This window comes from Streptomyces kunmingensis (assembly GCF_039533535.1).
GTDB lineage: Bacteria > Actinomycetota > Actinomycetes > Streptomycetales > Streptomycetaceae > Streptomyces > Streptomyces kunmingensis.
On record NZ_BAAATS010000002.1, the window covers coordinates 107,326 to 124,716 of the forward strand.

Annotated in this window: 17 protein-coding genes; 6 read left to right on the plus strand and 11 right to left on the minus strand. The window is 71.0% G+C overall.

What is annotated here, in order from left to right; translation table 11 throughout:
* Positions 1-58: 58 nt before the first annotated feature.
* The 4 genes from ABD366_RS02470 to ABD366_RS02485 all read right to left on the minus strand — a co-directional run bounded on the left by ABD366_RS02470 (position 59) and on the right by ABD366_RS02485 (position 4,645).
* Positions 59-1,183, minus strand: a complete 1,125-nt coding sequence (locus ABD366_RS02470; protein ID WP_324766859.1) for a GuaB3 family IMP dehydrogenase-related protein — start codon at positions 1,181-1,183, stop codon at positions 59-61.
* A 311-nt stretch (positions 1,184-1,494) separates the two neighbouring features.
* Positions 1,495-2,997, minus strand: coding sequence for an IMP dehydrogenase (gene guaB / locus ABD366_RS02475; RefSeq protein ID WP_324766860.1), 1,503 nt, complete (start codon positions 2,995-2,997; stop codon positions 1,495-1,497).
* A gap of 127 nt (positions 2,998-3,124) precedes the next feature.
* Positions 3,125-3,712, minus strand: coding sequence for a sigma-70 family RNA polymerase sigma factor (locus ABD366_RS02480; protein ID WP_324766861.1), 588 nt, complete (start codon positions 3,710-3,712; stop codon positions 3,125-3,127).
* A 321-nt stretch (positions 3,713-4,033) separates the two neighbouring features.
* Complete coding sequence (locus ABD366_RS02485) at positions 4,034-4,645, minus strand: response regulator transcription factor (RefSeq protein WP_003948568.1); 612 nt, start codon at positions 4,643-4,645, stop codon at positions 4,034-4,036.
* A 383-nt stretch (positions 4,646-5,028) separates the two neighbouring features.
* Here ABD366_RS02485 and ABD366_RS02490 point away from each other — a divergent pair, with 383 nt between their 5' ends.
* Positions 5,029-5,367, plus strand: coding sequence for a WhiB family transcriptional regulator (locus tag ABD366_RS02490; protein WP_324766863.1), 339 nt, complete (start codon positions 5,029-5,031; stop codon positions 5,365-5,367).
* An 83-nt stretch (positions 5,368-5,450) separates the two neighbouring features.
* Here the strand turns inward: ABD366_RS02490 and ABD366_RS02495 are convergent, their stop codons facing one another.
* Positions 5,451-6,347, minus strand: a complete 897-nt coding sequence (locus ABD366_RS02495; protein WP_324766864.1) for a LysR family transcriptional regulator — start codon at positions 6,345-6,347, stop codon at positions 5,451-5,453.
* Between the two features lie 81 nt (positions 6,348-6,428).
* Between ABD366_RS02495 and ABD366_RS02500 the strand changes: the two genes are divergently transcribed.
* The 3 genes from ABD366_RS02500 to ABD366_RS02510 all read left to right on the plus strand — a co-directional run bounded on the left by ABD366_RS02500 (position 6,429) and on the right by ABD366_RS02510 (position 9,546).
* Entirely contained in the window at positions 6,429-7,106 is a 678-nt protein-coding gene (locus tag ABD366_RS02500; protein ID WP_324766865.1) for an MOSC domain-containing protein, read from the plus strand.
* Between the two features lie 95 nt (positions 7,107-7,201).
* Positions 7,202-8,752: a multicopper oxidase family protein gene (locus ABD366_RS02505; protein WP_324766866.1), complete on the plus strand. Its 1,551-nt coding sequence runs from the start codon at positions 7,202-7,204 to the stop codon at positions 8,750-8,752.
* A 20-nt stretch (positions 8,753-8,772) separates the two neighbouring features.
* Positions 8,773-9,546: an SDR family NAD(P)-dependent oxidoreductase gene (locus tag ABD366_RS02510; RefSeq protein ID WP_324766868.1), complete on the plus strand. Its 774-nt coding sequence runs from the start codon at positions 8,773-8,775 to the stop codon at positions 9,544-9,546.
* 146 nt (positions 9,547-9,692) lie between these two features.
* Here the strand turns inward: ABD366_RS02510 and groL are convergent, their stop codons facing one another.
* From groL to ABD366_RS02530, 4 genes are all read right to left on the minus strand, one after another.
* Positions 9,693-11,315 carry a chaperonin GroEL gene (groL, locus tag ABD366_RS02515; RefSeq protein WP_324766869.1) on the minus strand — a complete coding sequence of 541 codons (1,623 nt, stop codon included), beginning with the start codon at positions 11,313-11,315 and terminating at the stop codon, positions 9,693-9,695.
* A gap of 129 nt (positions 11,316-11,444) precedes the next feature.
* Complete coding sequence (gene groES / locus ABD366_RS02520) at positions 11,445-11,753, minus strand: co-chaperone GroES (RefSeq protein ID WP_016434667.1); 309 nt, start codon at positions 11,751-11,753, stop codon at positions 11,445-11,447.
* A 308-nt stretch (positions 11,754-12,061) separates the two neighbouring features.
* Positions 12,062-12,898 (minus strand): polysaccharide deacetylase family protein, encoded by an 837-nt coding sequence (locus tag ABD366_RS02525; protein WP_324766871.1) that lies wholly within the window; start codon positions 12,896-12,898, stop codon positions 12,062-12,064.
* Positions 12,895-13,875: a polysaccharide deacetylase family protein gene (locus tag ABD366_RS02530; protein ID WP_344440993.1), complete on the minus strand. Its 981-nt coding sequence runs from the start codon at positions 13,873-13,875 to the stop codon at positions 12,895-12,897. The genes ABD366_RS02525 and ABD366_RS02530 overlap by 4 nt, the downstream gene beginning before the upstream one ends.
* Before the next feature lie 82 nt (positions 13,876-13,957).
* Here ABD366_RS02530 and ABD366_RS02535 point away from each other — a divergent pair, with 82 nt between their 5' ends.
* Positions 13,958-15,169 carry a THUMP-like domain-containing protein gene (locus ABD366_RS02535; protein ID WP_324770597.1) on the plus strand — a complete coding sequence of 404 codons (1,212 nt, stop codon included), beginning with the start codon at positions 13,958-13,960 and terminating at the stop codon, positions 15,167-15,169.
* 39 nt (positions 15,170-15,208) lie between these two features.
* On the opposite strand, the gene ABD366_RS02540 is transcribed toward ABD366_RS02535, so the two are convergent.
* Both ABD366_RS02540 and ABD366_RS02545 read right to left on the minus strand, forming a co-directional pair.
* Positions 15,209-16,519: an RNA polymerase sigma factor gene (locus ABD366_RS02540; RefSeq protein ID WP_324770596.1), complete on the minus strand. Its 1,311-nt coding sequence runs from the start codon at positions 16,517-16,519 to the stop codon at positions 15,209-15,211.
* A gap of 85 nt (positions 16,520-16,604) precedes the next feature.
* Complete coding sequence (locus ABD366_RS02545; protein WP_324770595.1) at positions 16,605-16,961, minus strand: YciI family protein; 357 nt, start codon at positions 16,959-16,961, stop codon at positions 16,605-16,607.
* A 250-nt stretch (positions 16,962-17,211) separates the two neighbouring features.
* On the opposite strand from ABD366_RS02545, the gene ABD366_RS02550 reads away from it, so the two are divergent.
* Positions 17,212-17,391, plus strand: a 180-nt coding sequence (locus tag ABD366_RS02550) for a class I SAM-dependent methyltransferase (RefSeq protein ID WP_324770594.1), incomplete at its 3' end; no start/stop codon positions are given.

The following is a 17,391-nucleotide window of genomic DNA, read 5'->3' on the forward strand; positions in this document are numbered from 1 at the left end:
CCGATCCGGCGGGGCCCCACTCACATTCTGCTACGACACAGCCTGCTACGACTCAGCGTCAGCGCCGGTGCTGGGAGTCGGCCACCGTGACCTCGACCCGCTGGAACTCCTTGAGCTCGCTGTAGCCGGTCGTCGCCATGGCCCGCTTCAGCGCGCCGAAGATGTTCATCGACCCGTCGGGCGTCGACGAGGGCCCGGTCAGGACCTCCTCGGTGGTGCCCACGGTGCCCAGGTCGACCTTCTTGCCGCGCGGCACGTCCTCGTGGACGGCCTCCATGCCCCAGTGGTGACCGCGGCCGGGCGCGTCCGTGGCGCGGGCCAGCGGCGAGCCCATCATGACGGCGTCCGCGCCGCAGGCGATGGCCTTGGGCAGGTCACCGGACCAGCCCACGCCACCGTCGGCGATGACGTGCACGTACCGGCCGCCGGACTCGTCCATGTAGTCGCGGCGCGCGGCGGCGACATCCGCCACGGCGGTCGCCATCGGCACCTGGATGCCCAGCACGTTGCGCGTGGTGTGCGCGGCGCCGCCACCGAAGCCGACGAGGACGCCCGCGGCGCCGGTCCGCATCAGGTGCAGCGCGGCGGTGTACGTGGCGCAGCCGCCGACGATCACCGGCACGTCGAGCTCGTAGATGAACTGCTTCAGGTTCAGCGGCTCGGCGGCACCGGAGACGTGCTCGGCCGAGACGGTGGTCCCGCGGATGACGAAGATGTCGACGCCCGCGTCCACGACCGCCTTGGAGAACTCGGCGGTGCGCTGCGGGGAGAGCGCGGCGGCGGTGACGACACCGGAGTCGCGCACCTCCTTGATGCGCTGCCCGATCAGGTCGGCCTGGATCGGGGCCGCGTAGATCTCCTGGAGGCGACGGGTCGCGTTGTCGGTGTCCAGTTCGGCGATCTCGTCGAGCAGCGGCTGCGGGTCCTCGTACCGGGTCCACAGGCCTTCGAGGTTCAGGACGCCGAGGCCGCCCAGCTCGCCGATGCGGATGGCGGTCGCGGGCGAGACGACGGAGTCCATGGGCGCGGCCAGGAACGGCAGCTCGAAGCGGTAGGCGTCGATCTGCCAGGCGATCGAGACCTCCTTCGGGTCGCGGGTGCGCCGGCTCGGTACGACGGCGATGTCGTCGAAGGCGTACGCGCGGCGGCCGCGCTTGCCGCGCCCGATCTCGATCTCAGTCACGTGATGTGGGCCTTTCCCTCTTGGTCTGCGTGTCCAGTATCCCCGACACACCAGCGAGGGGCGGCCCCGGCAATCCGGGACCGCCCCTCACCAGGCGTCAGAGCCTGTCTTTGAACCCCCGTCGTCCGCGCGAAGCGCGGGCGCAGCGGCGGTCGGTGCGTGCGATCGGTGTGCGGAGTCCCAGGTCATGTGGCGGAGCCACCTGTCCTGGGGCACCGTGCAGCTTGGGGGAGTGCGTGCCGGGCGTCGGGGCGCTGGGGGCACCTCCCAGCGTTAGCTGGGGGAGGGGGTTCAAAGACAGGCTCTGAGTGTTACTTACGGCTGTAGTTCGGTGCCTCGACCGTCATCTGGATGTCGTGCGGGTGGCTCTCCTTGAGACCCGCGGACGTGATGCGGACGAAGCGGCCCTTGGTCTCCATCTCGTCGACGCTCGCCGCGCCCACGTAGCCCATCGTCTGGCGCAGGCCGCCGACGAGCTGGTGCAGCACGTTGGCCAGCGGGCCGCGGTAGGGCACCTGGCCCTCGATGCCCTCGGGCACGAGCTTGTCGTCGGAGGAGACCTCGGCCTGGAAGTAGCGGTCCTTGGAGTACGAGCGGCCCTGGCCGCGCGACTGCATGGCACCGAGCGAACCCATGCCCCGGTACGACTTGAACTGCTTGCCGTTGATGAACATCAGCTCACCCGGCGACTCCTCGCAGCCCGCGAGCAGCGAGCCGAGCATCACGGTGTCGGCGCCGGCGGCGAGCGCCTTGCCGATGTCGCCCGAGTACTGCAGGCCGCCGTCGCCGATGACCGGGACGCCCGCCGCGCGGGCTGCGACACCCGCCTCGTAGATCGCGGTGACCTGCGGGACGCCGATGCCCGCGACGACGCGGGTGGTGCAGATCGAGCCCGGTCCCACGCCGACCTTGACGCCGTCGACACCGGCGTCGATGAGGGCCTGGGCGCCGTCACGCGTCGCGACGTTACCGCCGATGACGTCGACGCCGACGCTGGACTTGATCTTCGACATCCAGCTCAGCGCGTTGCTGTTGTGGCCGTGCGAGGTGTCGACGATGAGGAAGTCGACCCCGGCCCCGGCCAGCGCCTGCGCCCGCTCCAGGGCCTCGGGGCTCGCGCCCACGGCGGCGCCGACGAGGAGGCGGCCCTCGGCGTCCTTGGCCGCGTTCGGGTACTGCTCGGCCTTCTTGAAGTCCTTGACGGTGATGAGGCCCTTGAGCACCCCGGCGTCGTCGACCAGCGGAAGCTTCTCGATCTTGTGGCGGCGCAGCAGCTCCATGGCGTCGACACCGCTGATGCCGACCTTGCCGGTGACGAGCGGCATCGGCGTCATGACCTCACGGACCTGACGGCTGCGGTCGTTCTCGAACGCCATGTCGCGGTTGGTGACGATGCCCAGCAGCTTGCCCGCCGGGTCGGTCACCGGGACGCCGCTGATGCGGAACTTCGCACAGAGCGCGTCGGCCTCTTCGAGGGTCGCGTCGGGGTGCACGGTGATCGGGTCGGTGACCATGCCGGACTCGGAACGCTTCACGAGGTCGACCTGGTTGACCTGGTCCGCGATGGACAGGTTGCGGTGCAGCACGCCGACGCCGCCCTGGCGGGCCATGGCGATCGCCATCCGGGACTCGGTGACCTTGTCCATCGCCGCGGACAGCAGCGGGATGTTCACCCGGACGTTCCTGGAGATGCGGGACGAGGTGTCGACCGCGTTCGGCAGCACTTCCGACGCGCCGGGCAGCAGCAGCACGTCGTCGTAGGTCAGCCCGAGCGTCGCGAATTTCTCGGGCACTCCGTCGACGTATGCAGTCATGACACCTTCCCCAAATGGCCTTGATCGGTGCGGATGTCCATGCTAACGGGAACAAGAGGTGTCTCATTCCACGATCAAGATCATCGGCTTGGTTTGTACGTTCCCACGGGGGCGGCCGGGCTCTCCACTACTGCTCGGCGAGCGCCCGCAGGCGGCTCAGTGCCCGGTGCTGCGCGACCCGCACGGCGCCGGGTGACATGCCCAACATCTGCCCGGTCTCCTCGGCGGTGAGCCCGACGGCGATCCGCAGAAGCAGCAGCTCCCGCTGGTTGTCCGGGAGGTTCGCTAGGAGTTTCTTGGCCCACTCGGCGTCACTGCTGAGCAGCGCCCGCTCCTCGGGGCCGAGGGAGTCATCGGGCCGCTCCGGCATCTCGTCGGAGGGCACGGCCGTCGATCCGGGCCCCCGCATGGCGGCCCGCTGCAGATCGGCGACTTTGTGTGCGGCGATGGCGAAGACGAACGCCTCGAAGGGCCGCCCGGTGTCCTTGTAGCGCGGCAGCGCGAGCAGCACCGCTACACAGACTTCCTGGGCGAGGTCCTCCACGAAGTGCCGCGCGTCACCGGGCAGCCGGGACAGCCGGGTGCGGCAGTAGCGGATGGCCAGTGGATGGACGTGCGCGAGCAGATCGTGCGTGGCCTGCTCGTCGCCGTCGACGGCGCGGCCGACGAGCGTACCGACGACCCCTTGCGGGGTCGGTGCCTCGTCGTCGCGCATCGGTCCATGGTGCCTTGCCGGCGCGCGGTCCGTGGCACCGCGGTCCTGGTTGTGCACCGAAGCGTTATGAGCAGGTGCGCCGGAACTCATCTCCTGCGCCCTCCCCTCTCGCTGACCCTGCTCGCCCGACTCGTCGTCCCCGAGGAACTCCACACCCTCAAGGATGCGGCATGACTCGCGAAACGAGGGAGGGGCGCGTCTCCCGGCGCCCCTCAGGGACGCGGGGAGCATCCCATCAGCGGCTCCGCCGCGGGGCGCGGCCGGCCACTACGAGAGCTGCCCACCACCACCGGCCCCACGCGGCAAACCCGGTGGAGGGCGCTACCGAACGAGCCCCCAGCGGAATCCGAGCGCGACCGCATGGGCCCGGTCCGACGCCCCGAGCTTCTTGAACAGCCGGCGCGCGTGCGTCTTCACCGTGTCCTCGGAGAGGAACAGCTCGCGCCCGATCTCGGCGTTGGACCGGCCGTGGCTCATGCCCTCGAGCACCTGGATCTCACGCGCGGTGAGCGTGGGCGCCGCGCCCATCTCGGCCGAACGCAGTCTGCGCGGAGCGAGCCGCCAGGTCGGATCGGCGAGCGCCTGCGTCACCGTGGCCCGCAGCTCGGCGCGCGAGGCGTCCTTGTGCAGATACCCGCGGGCTCCGGCGGCGACCGCGAGCGCCACCCCGTCCAGGTCCTCGGCCACGGTGAGCATGATGATGCGCGCACCGGGGTCGGCGGAGAGCAGCCGCCGGACCGTCTCGACGCCGCCCAGGCCGGGCATGCGTACGTCCATCAGAATCAGGTCCGAGCGGTCGGCGCCCCAGCGGCGCAGGACCTCCTCGCCGTTGGCCGCGGTCGTCACGCGCTCGACGCCGGGTACGGTCGCGACCGCGCGGCGCAGCGCCTCTCGGGCAAGCGGGGAGTCGTCGCAGACGAGGACGGATGTCATGACCGTCCTCCGCAGCTGATGCGCGTCACCTTGAGCCTCCAGGCTTTGTACGAATCGTCACCTGTGCGGTCGACGCTCTCGGACAGATGCCCGAGCGCTTTTTCCTTCAACCGCCTCCGCACTCTCAACGATGGTCACTCGAAAGAGTTACGGGTCGGACGGCCTCCTTCGGCACTCTACGTGAGGGGCCGGACACAGTGCAGACGCCGCCGCGCACCCTCAACTTTTCATCACAAGCTATGCCCCATTTAGCGGCTTTTCTTCCCTTTTGCTGGTGTCTGTAGCTAGATTCGCAATGAGTCATATTTTCATCTCCTTAGATAGTAGATGTACGGTCATGGGCACCGTATCCGCGTCACAACCGGCTACAAGGGGACAACGCAATGGCAGATTTCTCCCGCCTTCCCGGACCGAACGCTGATCTTTGGGACTGGCAGCTCCTCGCGGCCTGCCGCGGGGTCGACAGCTCGCTCTTCTTCCACCCGGAAGGCGAGCGAGGAGCAGCGCGCAGTGCGCGTGAGAACTCGGCGAAAGAGGTCTGCATGAGGTGCCCGGTCCGCGCGGAGTGCGCTGCTCACGCCCTACAGGTGCGTGAGCCGTACGGCGTGTGGGGCGGGCTGACCGAGGACGAGCGCGAAGAGCTGATGGGACGGGCCCGCAACCGGCTCGTCACGGCGGCGGCGGGGGCCGGCGGGGCCGCGGCCACGGCCGCCCCTCACTGAAGGAACGTTTCTGCGGACGTGGCGACCGTGGGCGCGCCCGGATGCGTTCACGCCGTTGCGGGCGCGGGTGCTTCCGCCCGCGCTCAGCGGGTGGCGGCCGTCGCCAACTGGTCGAGGGTGGCCGCGACCGCCGGTACCTGGGCCAGATCGGGCAGCGTGAGCGCGACGATCTCCCGCCGCACAGGGGGCTCGACGGTCACTGTGCGTGCACCCTTGGGGCGAACGGACTCGATGGCCAGTTCGGGCAGGACGGCAACTCCGAGCCCCGCGCCGACCAGGCCGACCACGGCCGGGTAGTCGTCCGTGGCGAAGTCGATACGGGGCGCGAACCCGGCGCTCCGGCACACCTCGACGAGCTGGCGGCGGCAGCGCGGGCAGCCCGCGATCCACGGATCGTCGGCGAGCGCGTCGATGGTCACCGAGCCCGCGCCGGCGAGCGGGTGCGCCTCGGGGACCAGGCCGACGAGGCGGTCGGCGAGCAGGGGGCGGACGACCAGGTCGTCCCATTCCTCCGCCGTGTGCGCGCCCTCGTACCGGAAGGCGAGCGCCACGTCGCAGTCGCCCTCGCGCAGCATCTCCACCGAGCGCGGGGGCTCCGCCTCCACCAGGGAGACGCGGGTGCCCGGGTGCGCGGCGCGCAGGGCGGCCAGCGCCGTCGGGACCAGGGTCGAGCTGCCGCTGGGGAAGGAGACGAGGCGGACGCGGCCGGCGCGCAGGCCCGCGATCGCGGCGACCTCCTCCTCGGCCGCGGTGAGCCCGGCGAGGATGCCCGCCGCGTGCCGGACGAGGGCCTCGCCGGCCTGGGTCAGGCGCATCTCGCGGCCCGTGCGGATCAGCAGCGGGGTGCCGGCCGAGGTCTCCAGGGCCTTCATCTGCTGGCTGACGGCGGGCTGGGTGCAGCCCAGCTCGCGGGCGGCCGCCGAGAAGGAGCCGGTGGCGGCCACGGCGCGCAGGACACGGAGATGACGGGCCTCGATCATGGTTCAAGCATAAGCGGCGCTTGGGGGAAGCGCCGTTTAATGCGTGGCGACTTTGGTCACGGGTCCCGTAGCGTCCCTGCCATGAAGCTGCTCTCCCTCAATCTCGGCCGTCCCGAGGCCGTCGACTACACCGACCAGCCCGACGGCGTGACCGGCATCGACAAGCGGCCGGTCGAGGGCCCTGTCCGGGTCACCGCGCCGGGAGCGAAGGGGACCGGCGCGAGCGGCCTCGCCGGGGACGCCGTGTGCGACATGCGGCACCACGGCGGCGACGACCAGGCCGTGTACGCGTTCGCGCGGGAGGACCTGGACAGCTGGGAGCGGACGCTGGGCCGGACGCTGCCCAGCGGCACGTTCGGCGAGAACCTCACCACCGAGGGCGTCGACGTGTGCGGGGCGAAGATAGGCGAGCGCTGGCGGATCGGCCCCGATCTGCTCCTCGAGGTGAGCGCCAGCCGCATCCCGTGCAAGACCTTCCAGGGGCACCTGGGCGAGAAGACCTGGGTCAAGCGGTTCACGCAGGAGAAGCGGCCGGGTGCGTACCTGCGGGTGATCGAGCCGGGCGAGATCCGGGCGGGGGACGCCATCGAGATCGTGCGCCGGCCCGCGCACGAGGTGACCGTCGCCTTCGAGTTCCGGGCCCTGATGACCGAGCGCGAGCTGCTGCCGCGCGTGCTGGCCGCCGGGGACGCGCTGCACGGTGAGGTGGAGCGGGTGGCGCGGGAGTACGTCCGGAAGTACGGCGAGCAGGGCAGGTAGGGGAAAACCCTTATGCGGTAAGGGGGTTGAGGTCCGGGGCGGTTCGGGGACCGTCCCCGATGCGGGCGGGGACCGGCCGGCGCCAGGCTCGGCGCATGGCCTCCAAGAAGCGCACCTTCCGGCTCAGGCGTGTCCTTCTCGTCCTCGGCTCACTCGTCGCCGTCATCGCTCTCGCGGTCGGCGGCGGCGTGCTGTGGCTCTGGAACGACGCGAAGGTGAGCACCGTCGGCACGGCGGACTTCCGCAACGAACTGGCGGTGCCGTCGCTCGCCCCGTCGCACGTCGACAAGAAGGACGGCACGCGCGTCTTCGACCTGCGCATGCAGCAGGGCGGCAAGGAGTTCACCCCGGGCCGCACGACGCCGACCTGGGGCTTCAACGGCGACTACCTCGGCCCGACGCTGCGCGCCAGGCGCGGCGAGAAGGTCGCGGTCCGCGTCCGCAACGGGCTCGACGAGGCGTCCACCGTCCACTGGCACGGCATGCATCTGCCCGCCCGCATGGACGGCGGCCCGCACCAGATGATCGGCCCGGGCCGGGAGCGGACGCCGCGCTGGAGCGTCGACCAGCCCGCGGCCACCCTCTGGTACCACCCGCACCCGCACGGGAAGACCGAACGGCACGTCCAGCGCGGGCTCGCGGGAATGTTCCTCGTCGACGACGACAGGAGCGAGCGGCTCGCGCTGCCGAAGACGTACGGGGTCGACGATCTGCCCGTCATCGTGCAGGACGTGCGATTCGACGGAGCGGCGTTCGACCACGGGCACAAGATGATGCGGTCCGCCGGCTTCCTCGGCGACCGGACCATGGTGAACGGCACCCTCGACCCCTACCAGGTCGTACGGGACGAGCGTGTACGGCTGCGGCTGCTGAACGCGTCGACGGCACGGACGTACGCCTTCGGGTTCTCGAACGGGCGTCGGTTCGCGCTCGTGGGGACCGACGGCGGGCTGCTGGAGCGGCCCGCCGCCATGGAACGGATCCAGTTGTCCCCCGGGGAGCGGGCCGAGGTGGTCGTGCGGATGGTGCCCGGGGAGCGGGCCGTGCTGCGCAGCCATCCGCAGGACAACTACGGAAGCGGTTGGCAGACGCGGTTCAACGGCGGCGACGACTCGTTCGACGTACTGCAGTTCCGGGCGGCGAAGCGGCTCCGGCCCTCCCCCGCGGTTCCCGCCGCACTGGGCGAGCCGGAGCTTCCCGAGGCCGGCGCCGCGGTCCGTTCGCGCCACTTCGAACTCGGGGAGGGCGGGATCAACGGGCGCGCCATGGCCATGGACCGCGTCGACGAGACCGTCACGCGCGGCACCACCGAGACGTGGACCGTGCGCAACAACCACGGGATGCCGCACAACTTCCACGTGCACGACGTGCAGTTCAGGGTGGTGGAGGTGGACGGCAGGACGCCGCCGCCCGAGCTGCGCGGGCGCAAGGACACGGTGTTCGTCCCGAGCGGGACGACCCTGAAAATGGTGCTGCGGTTCGACGGCGGGCCCGAGTTCGCCGACCCGGGCGTCCCGTTCATGTACCACTGCCACCTGCTGTATCACGAGGACGGCGGGATGATGGGCCAGTTCGTGGTCGTCGACAAGGGGCAGCGGGCGCGGACACCGGCCGGTACCGATTCCGGTGATCACGAGCACCACTGAACCGTCACTAACCTTGGTGCATGACTACGGCACTGATCACGGGATCCACCGCGGGCATCGGCGCCGCCTTCGCCCGGCGCCTCGCCGCCGACGGCCACAACCTGGTGCTCGTCGCGCGCGACACGAAGCGGCTCCAGGAGCAGGCGACCGAACTGCACGACCGGCACGGCATCGAGGCCGAGGTGCTCACCGCCGACCTCGCCACGGACGACGGCATCGCGGCGGTCGAGGAGCGGCTGCGGGACCGTAAGGCCGCGGTCGATCTGCTCGTCAACAACGCCGGGTTCGGCAACAAGGGCCGCTATCTGGAAGTGCCCATGGCCGACGAGCTGATGATGCTGAAGGTGCACTGCGAGGCCGTGCTGCGGCTGACGTCGGCGGCCACGGAGGTGATGCGCGAGCGCGGGCGCGGCGGCGTGATCAACGTGGCGTCGGTGGCGGCGTTCGTGCCGCGCGGCACCTACGGCGCGTCGAAGGCGTGGGTCGTGCAGTTCACGCAGGGCGTGGCGAAGGACCTGGCGGGCACCGGGGTGCGGCTGATGGCGCTCTGCCCCGGCTTCGTCCGTACGGAGTTCCACCAGCGGGCCGGCATGGGCACGGGCAACATCCCGAAGTGGATGTGGCTGGATGCCGACAAACTGGTCGAGGCGGCGCTCGCGGATCTCGCCCGCGGCAAGTCCCTCTCGATCCCGGACCCGCGGTACAAGGCGCTGATGGGCGTGGTGAAGGTGACGCCGCGGGGCCTGCTGGGCGGAGTCACCTCAAGGACGGGCCGCAAGTACGGCCCCCGCTAGGGGGGCGCGGGGAACTGCGCGACCAGCCACAACAAAAGCGGCACCCGGCAACGAACGAAACCAGGCAGACGCGCATCCGCAGAACCAAGAGGTCCGGCCCCCCAGAACACAGGGGGCCGGACCTCAGGTCACTTCAGCGGAGCGCGTCAGTGGGAGTGACCGTGGCCGTGACCGGCCTCGGGCTCTTCCTCCGCCGGCTTCTCGACGACCAGGGTCTCGGTCGTCAGGAGCAGCGAGGCGATGGACGCGGCGTTCTCCAGCGCGGAGCGCGTGACCTTGACCGGGTCGATGACGCCGGCCTTGACCAGGTCGCCGTACTCGCCGGTCGCGGCGTTGTAGCCGAAGCCCTTGTCGAGCTCGGAGACCTTGGAGACGATGACGTAGCCCTCGAGGCCCGCGTTCTCGGCGATCCAGCGCAGCGGCTCGACGGCGGCGCGGCGGACGACGGCGACACCGGTGGCCTCGTCGCCCTCCTTGCCGAGGGAGCCCTCGAGGACCTTCACGGCGTGGACGAGCGCGGAGCCACCACCGGAGACGATGCCCTCCTCGACCGCGGCGCGGGTCGCGGAGATGGCGTCCTCCAGACGGTGCTTCTTCTCCTTGAGCTCGACCTCGGTCGCGGCGCCGACCTTGATGACGCAGACGCCGCCGGCGAGCTTCGCGAGGCGCTCCTGGAGCTTCTCGCGGTCCCAGTCGGAGTCCGTGTTCTCGATCTCGGCCTTGATCTGGTTGACGCGGCCGTCGACGTCGGCCTTGTTGCCGCCACCGTCGACGATCGTGGTGTCGTCCTTGGTGATGGTCACGCGGCGCGCGGAGCCGAGGACGTCCAGACCGGCCTGGTCGAGCTTGAGGCCGACCTCTTCGGCGATGACCGTGGCACCGGTGAGGGTGGCCATGTCCTGCAGCATCGCCTTGCGGCGGTCACCAAAGCCGGGGGCCTTGACCGCGACGGCGTTGAACGTGCCGCGGATCTTGTTCACGACCAGGGTCGACAGGGCCTCGCCCTCGACGTCCTCGGCGATGATCAGGAGGGGCTTCGAGCCGCCGGCCTGGATGACCTTCTCCAGGAGCGGGAGCAGGTCCTGGATGGACCCGATCTTGCCCTGGTGGATCAGGATGTACGGGTCGTCGAGGACGGCCTCCATACGCTCCTGGTCGGTGACGAAGTACGGGGACAGGTAGCCCTTGTCGAAGGCCATGCCCTCGGTGAAGTCGAGCTCCAGGCCGAAGGTGTTGGACTCCTCGACGGTGATGACACCGTCCTTGCCGACCTTGTCCATCGCCTCGGCGATGAGCTCGCCGACCTGGCTGTCCTGGGCGGACAGACCGGCGACGGCCGCGATGTCGGACTTCTCGTCGATCGGGCGCGCCGTGGCGAGCAGGTCCTCGGACACGGCCTTGACGGCGGCGTCGATGCCCTTCTTCAGGGCGGCCGGGGAGGCACCCGCGGCAACGTTGCGCAGGCCTTCCTTGACCAGGGCCTGGGCCAGCACGGTGGCGGTGGTGGTGCCGTCACCCGCGATGTCGTTGGTCTTGGTCGCCACCTCCTTCACGAGCTGCGCGCCGAGGTTCTCGTACGGGTCCTCGACCTCGACCTCGCGGGCGATGGTCACACCGTCGTTGGTGATGGTGGGGGCGCCGAACTTCTTGTCGATGACGACGTTGCGGCCGCGGGGGCCGATCGTCACCTTGACCGTGTCGGCAAGCTTGTTGACGCCGCGCTCGAGGGCGCGACGGGCGTCCTCGTCGAACTTCAGGATCTTCGCCATGGGAGCGGTTCAGCCCTCTCGGAAAACTAGGGGTGAAGCTTGGTGAACGAACCGCGCCCCCGACCCCGGCTTCTTACGGTCGCGGGTGCCAGGGGCGCTGTTCAATGCAGCAGGTGCTTCTCGGCTTGCTTACTTCTCGACGATCGCGAGAACGTCGCGGGCCGAGAGGACGAGGTACTCCTCGCCGTTGTACTTGACCTCGGTGCCGCCGTACTTGCTGTACAGCACGATGTCGCCGGTCTTCACGTCGAGCGGAAGGCGCTCGCCGTTCTCGAAGCGGCCCGGGCCCACGGCGAGGACGACGCCCTCCTGGGGCTTCTCCTTCGCGGTGTCCGGAATGACCAGGCCGGAGGCCGTGGTCTGCTCGGCGTCGAGCGGCTGGACCACAATGCGGTCCTCGAGCGGCTTGATGGCAACCTTGGAGCTGGCGGTCGTCACGATCCGGTCTCCCCCTTCGGAGATCTACGGGGTTAACAGTCTGGGGTGGCGACCAGGTGGATCCGTCGTCGCGGGTGCCGGACCTGCCCGTCGCTGTTGGCACTCTCCAGTGGTGAGTGCCAGGGCCGAGACTATGACCGCGATTAGCACTCGGTCAAGCGGAGTGCCAATCGTCCGCGTCGCGGCGGCGGGATTCGGCGGGGCTGGGGGTGGGTGCGGGCGCCCGCCGTGGGGGGTGCGAGCGCTTGCCGGGGGCGGGTTGCGGGTGGTTGCTCGCGCCGTTCCCCGCGCCCCTGGGCGGGGTTCTTCTAGAGGTATGTCTCCAGGTGGGCCACCGTCAGGTGCTGGGTGTGGATGCGGTGCAGCAGGTGTTTCGTCGTCTCGGTGAGGCGGGCGCCTGCGGGGGTGTGGAGGATGTCGCCGGGGCGGAGGCGGTCGCCCTCGGCGTACGCGTGGCCCACGACGATCGCCTCGATGCCGCACGCGCCCGCCGCGCGCAGCGTGTTCGCGTCGTACGCGCCGTAGGGCGGTCGGAGCAGGTGCGGGGCCGTGCCGAAGCGCCCCTTGAGGCGCGTCTGCTGGCCGCAGATCTCGGCGTGCTGCTGTACGTAGCCGAGGCCGGGCAGGAGCGGGTGCGTGAGGGTGTGGTTCTCCACGCCGGCGCCGAGCGCGCGGAGCTGCCCGAAGTGGTCGTGGCCGGGGCCGGCCACGGAGTGCGTGAGGAACACCGAGACCGGCAGGCGAAGGTCGCGGACCAGGCCGACGAAACGGGGATCCTTCCCGGCGTCGTCGTCGAAGGTGAGGAAGACGACCCTGTCCCGGGTCGGGACGCGGGTGACCACCGGCGGAACCGCGCCCCGGGCGCGAGGGGCGAACACCCGGTGGGCGGCGGGCCTCGGCGCCGGGGCGGGCCGGAGGGACGGGACGGAGGCCGGGCCCGGGGCGGGGGCATGGGGTGAGGCCGCGGGAGCGCCGGGGGCACCCGTCACCGCGGGGCGTGGGTGGTGGCGGACCTTCTGTGCCGCCTTTCTGCCCAGACGTTCGATCGGGTCGACGGACTGGGCGCAGCCGGTGAGCAGTGCGGCGGCCAGGGCGCAGGCGACCGCCCGTCGCACTCCGGCCGCGCTCGCCCGGACAGTGGTCACAGGTAGTCCTCCAGGCGGGCCACCGCGTACCCCTTGTCGGTGACGTACTTCATGAACGTGCGGACCATGTCGGGCATCGTGCCCTTCCAGTCCTTGCGGCCCCGGAAGTGCGTGAGGACGATGTCGCCCGGGTGGAGGGACCGGTCCCACGCGCGGTGCTCCATGCGGTCGGGGAAGGCCTCGGCGTTCCAGATCGGCGCGTGTTCGATGCCACAGGCCTTGGCCGCCTTCAGGGTGGTGCGGTCGTAGTCGCCGAACGGCGGCCGGAAGAGCGTGGGCCGCTTGCCGTAGTGCTTCTCGATCACGTTCTGCATGCCGCAGATCTCGCGCTTCTGCCGCGCGTACGAGAGGCCCGGCAGGTAACGGTGGTGCAGCGTGTGGTTGTTGAGGGTGACACCCAGACGCTGCGCCTTCTTGAAGTAGGCGTACCGGGGCCTGACCTCGGCGTCGGCCAGGAAGGCCGTGTACGGGATCCGCAACTCGTTCATCATCCTGAGGAACCGCGGGTCCTTCTCCGCCCCGTCGTCGATCGTGAGGAAGACGATCTTCTTCTTGGTGGGGACGGTCGTGAAGACGGGCGGCAGGTCCAGTTCGGTCTGTCCGGCGACCTCGAAGCCCTCGCTCGGCTCGATGACGGGCTTCTTCGTCGGCGGCTTTGGCGCGGGGAGCGGCACGTCGGCCAGCCCCCAGCGCGCGGCCGCGGCGACGCGCCGGGCCCGCTCGGCCCTGAGCTTCGTGGCGTACGCGTCCAGGGCGCGGGCGGCCGGCGCGTTCAGGGCCTGCCGGCCGGGGGCCGGCCGCGCAGTGCCACCGTCGGGTCCGCCGCCGGATCCGCCGCTACAGCCGCCGGTGAGCGAGGCGACCGCGAGGGCGGCGACCGCGAGCGGGGCCGCCGTGGCGCGGGGCGCGGCCCGCCGGCCGGATCTTGCACGAGTCAGCTTCGGAGCGGCTTCCTCATCTTGTCGTACTAGTTGCATGGCGCCGGATCCTCGCAGTTCAGGCCCGTGATCAGGGGCCGACACCGCCACCGTGCGCGCACCGTCCTCCGACTGGCCCACAATGGGCACGGTGAGCTCCTCCCCCGCTTCCGCCGACTTCCGTGCCCTCCTCACCCCCGAGGGTCAGTCCCTGCTCGACGCGCTGCGCGACCACGACCCGGCGCAGGAGCTCGCGCTCGCCACCCGGCTGCGGCGCGAGCATCCGGCCGAGCTCGTCTCGGCGGCGCTCGCCCAGGCGCGGCTGCGGCAGCGGGCGGTGGCGAAGTTCGGGCCGGCGGACGCGGCCCGCATGTACTTCACGCCGAACGGGGTCGAGCAGGCGACCCGCACCGGCGTCGCCGCCCACCGCGCCGAGTCCTTCCGCGCCCTGGGCGTCCGGTCCGTCGCCGACCTGTGCTGCGGCATCGGCGGCGACGCGATCGCGCTGGCCCGCGCGGGCATCTCCGTACTCGCCGTCGACCGGGACCCGGGGACCTGCGCCGTCGCACGGGCCAACGTGGCCGCCCTCGGCCTCGACGACCTGATCGAGGTGCGGGAGGCGGATGTGACGGAGGTCGACACGTCCGCGTACGACGCCGTCTTCGTGGACCCGGCGCGGCGCTCGGCCAAGCGCGGCCGGATCTTCGACCCCGAGGCCTACTCCCCGCCGCTGTCCTGGGCCGTCTCCGCCGCCCTCTCGGCGCCGCGCGCCGCGTTGAAGATCGCGCCGGGCATCCCGCACGAGGCGATCCCGCCGGAGGCCGGGGCCGAGTGGATCTCGGACGCCGGGGACGTGAAGGAGGCCGTCCTGTGGTTCGGCACGGAGCCGGGCCGGATGCGGGCCACGCTGTTGCCGGGGCCGCGTGAGCTGGTCGGCCGGGGGTTGCCGGATCCCGAAGTACGGTCTGTGGGGCGGTACTTGTACGAGCCCGACGGTGCCGTCATCCGGGCGCATCTGGTCGCCGAGGTGGCCGAGCAGGTCGGGGGCGGGCTGATCGACGAGACCATCGCGTACGTGACCTCTGACGAGCTGCGGGTCAGTCCGTACGCCTCCGCGTATGAGATCAACGGGCAGCTTCCCTTCAACGTGAAGAAGCTGAAGGTGTTGCTTCGGGAGCGGGAGGTGGGGGTGTTGACCGTGAAGAAGCGGGGGTCGGCTGTCGAGCCGGAGGAGTTGCGGCGGAAGGCTATGCCCAAGCCCTATGGGAAGCGGGCGGCCACGGTGTTTCTGACCCGGGTCGCGGGGGCGCCGACGATGTTGCTCGGGGAGCCTGTGTCACGTGCCGGGGCTTGAACCGTTGCTGTCACGGGGCTCCGCCCCGGACCCCGCTCCTCAATCGCCGGAAGGGCTTGATTCAGGGCTGAGGTTGTCGCCGGCTGTGCGGGACTTGGCGAGCAGGAAGTTTCGTTCCCGCTCGTTGCGTGCCAGCGCCGCCGCATGCGCGTACTCCGTCCGTGCCTCGGCGAAACGGCCCAGCCGCTCCAGCAGATCCCCCCGCACACTCGGCAGCAAGTGGTAGTCCCGTAGGGCCGGTTCGTCGGTGAGGGGGGCGACCAGGTCGAGGCCGGCCGCGGGGCCGTCGACCATCGACACCGCCACCGCCCGGTTCAACTCCACGACCGGGGACGGGGACCGGGCCGCGAGGAGGCCGTAGAGGGTGGCGATCTGGCGCCAGTTGGTGGCCTCGCACGTGTGGGCCCGGGCGTGGCACGCGGCGATCGCGGCCTGGAGGACGTACGAGCCGGGCGGGCCCGACGACACCGCGTCCGCACGGGAGAGCGCGGCGAATCCGCGCCGGATCAGCAGCGTGTTCCAGCGGCTGCGGTTCTGGTCCCGGAGCAGGACGGGCGAGCCGTCGGCCGCGGTACGGGCGCCCGCGCGGGAGGACTGGAGCTCCAACAGGGCGGCGAGGCCGTGCACTTCGGGTTCCTTGGGCATCAGCGACTGGAGCACCCGGGCGAGCCGCAGGGCGTCCTCGCACAGGCCCGGCCGCAGGTAGTCGTCGCCGGCAGTCGCCGCGTACCCCTCGTTGAAGATGAGGTAGATGACCTCCAGGACCGAGCCGAGGCGGGCGCCGCGGTCGAGCCCTGCCGGCACCTCGAAGGCGACGTTGCGCGTGGCGAGGGTGCGCTTGGCGCGGACGATGCGCTGGGCGACCGTGGGTTCGGGGGCGAGGACCGCGCGGGCGATCTCGGCGGTGGTCAGGCCGCCGAGCAGGCGCAGGGTGAGCGCGACGCGGGCCTCGGCGGAGAGCACCGGGTGGCAGCTCATGAAGACGAGGCGCAGAAGGTCGTCGTCGATGTCGTCGGGGTCGGCCACGGCCGGTGCCTCGTACGCGAACTCCGTCGCCCTGCCCACCTCCTGGAGCTTGCGCGCGTAGTTCTCGCGGCGGCGCACCAGATCGACGGCCCGCCGCCGGGCGACGGCGGTGAGCCAGGCGCCCGGGCTGTCCGGGACGCCGGCCTGCGGCCACTGCTCGAGGGCTGCGACCAGCGCGTCCTGCGCCAGTTCCTCCGCGATGCCGACGTCGCGCACGACGCGGGTGACGGCCGCGATGATGCGCGGCGCCTCCATACGGAAGACCGTCTCGATGGCGCGGGTCGCGGCGGCGTCCGGGTGGGCCGTGGAACGTGGCTCTGTCACAGCCCACCATCAGACACCGGGGAGGGCCTTCGGCCAAGGCCCGGAACGGTCAGCCTTCCATGATCCGTCAGCCTTCCGTGATCCGTCAGCCTTCCATGATCTCGCGGACCTCGGAGGTGACGGTCCACTGTTCCCCGTGGACCCGGAGGAACCGCTTGGTCCACTCGAGGACCTCGGCCTCGTCCTTCGCCTGGATGATCGCGTAGCCGCCGACGACCTCCTTGGTCTCGGTGAACGGGCCGTCGGTGACGGTGATGTCGCCCTTGGCGTAGTGCACGCGCTTGCCCTGCGCGGACGGGGTCAGCCCCGCCGTGTCGAGCAGCACGCCGGCCTTGGTCATCTCCTCGATGAGCTCGCCCATGCGCTGCATCAGCTCGTCGCTGGGGCCCTCGGCGGGGGCGTTGCGCTCGTCGATACGGACCATCGTCAGATAGCGGGGCATGATCGTCTCCAGTTCTGCGTGGCGCCTCCGGTCTTCTCCGAGGCGCCTTTCCGTCGTAGGCCGGGGGGGGTGGTTCGTTCCCGGTCTCTCACTCCTGCGTCGAACGGGCGGCAGCCGGATCGACACGGCCGCCGGATTTTCTCGGAAAACTTTTCCGGGAAGGGCTCCGGCCGGGCGTCCGTGCAGGTCAGACACCGGCCGCTCCCTCCCTTACGCCCAGCTCATCCGCCGCCTGCCAGGGTCCTCCCCCATGCCGTTCGACCACAACGACCACTACCACCCGCTCCTGCTGCGTCATCTGCCGCCGGGCGCCCGCACCGCGCTCGACGTCGGCTGCGGCACGGGCCGCTTCGCGCGCCGTCTCGTCGCACACGGCCTGCGGGTCGACGCGCTCGACCCCGACCCGGCCACGCTCGCCGCGGCCGAGGCG

Coding starts and splice junctions, on each gene's coding strand:
- guaB (WP_324766860.1), bottom strand. CDS start 2,997: ATGACTGCATACGTCGACGGAGTGCCCGAGAAATTCGCGACGCTCGGG.
- ABD366_RS02480 (WP_324766861.1), bottom strand. CDS start 3,712: ATGCGCGACGACGAGGCACCGACCCCGCAAGGGGTCGTCGGTACGCTC.
- ABD366_RS02485 (WP_003948568.1), bottom strand. CDS start 4,645: ATGACATCCGTCCTCGTCTGCGACGACTCCCCGCTTGCCCGAGAGGCG.
- ABD366_RS02490 (WP_324766863.1), top strand. CDS start 5,029: ATGGCAGATTTCTCCCGCCTTCCCGGACCGAACGCTGATCTTTGGGAC.
- ABD366_RS02495 (WP_324766864.1), bottom strand. CDS start 6,347: ATGATCGAGGCCCGTCATCTCCGTGTCCTGCGCGCCGTGGCCGCCACC.
- ABD366_RS02500 (WP_324766865.1), top strand. CDS start 6,429: ATGAAGCTGCTCTCCCTCAATCTCGGCCGTCCCGAGGCCGTCGACTAC.
- ABD366_RS02505 (WP_324766866.1), top strand. CDS start 7,202: ATGGCCTCCAAGAAGCGCACCTTCCGGCTCAGGCGTGTCCTTCTCGTC.
- ABD366_RS02510 (WP_324766868.1), top strand. CDS start 8,773: ATGACTACGGCACTGATCACGGGATCCACCGCGGGCATCGGCGCCGCC.
- groL (WP_324766869.1), bottom strand. CDS start 11,315: ATGGCGAAGATCCTGAAGTTCGACGAGGACGCCCGTCGCGCCCTCGAG.
- ABD366_RS02530 (WP_344440993.1), bottom strand. CDS start 13,875: ATGCAACTAGTACGACAAGATGAGGAAGCCGCTCCGAAGCTGACTCGT.
- ABD366_RS02535 (WP_324770597.1), top strand. CDS start 13,958: ATGGGCACGGTGAGCTCCTCCCCCGCTTCCGCCGACTTCCGTGCCCTC.
- ABD366_RS02545 (WP_324770595.1), bottom strand. CDS start 16,961: ATGCCCCGCTATCTGACGATGGTCCGTATCGACGAGCGCAACGCCCCC.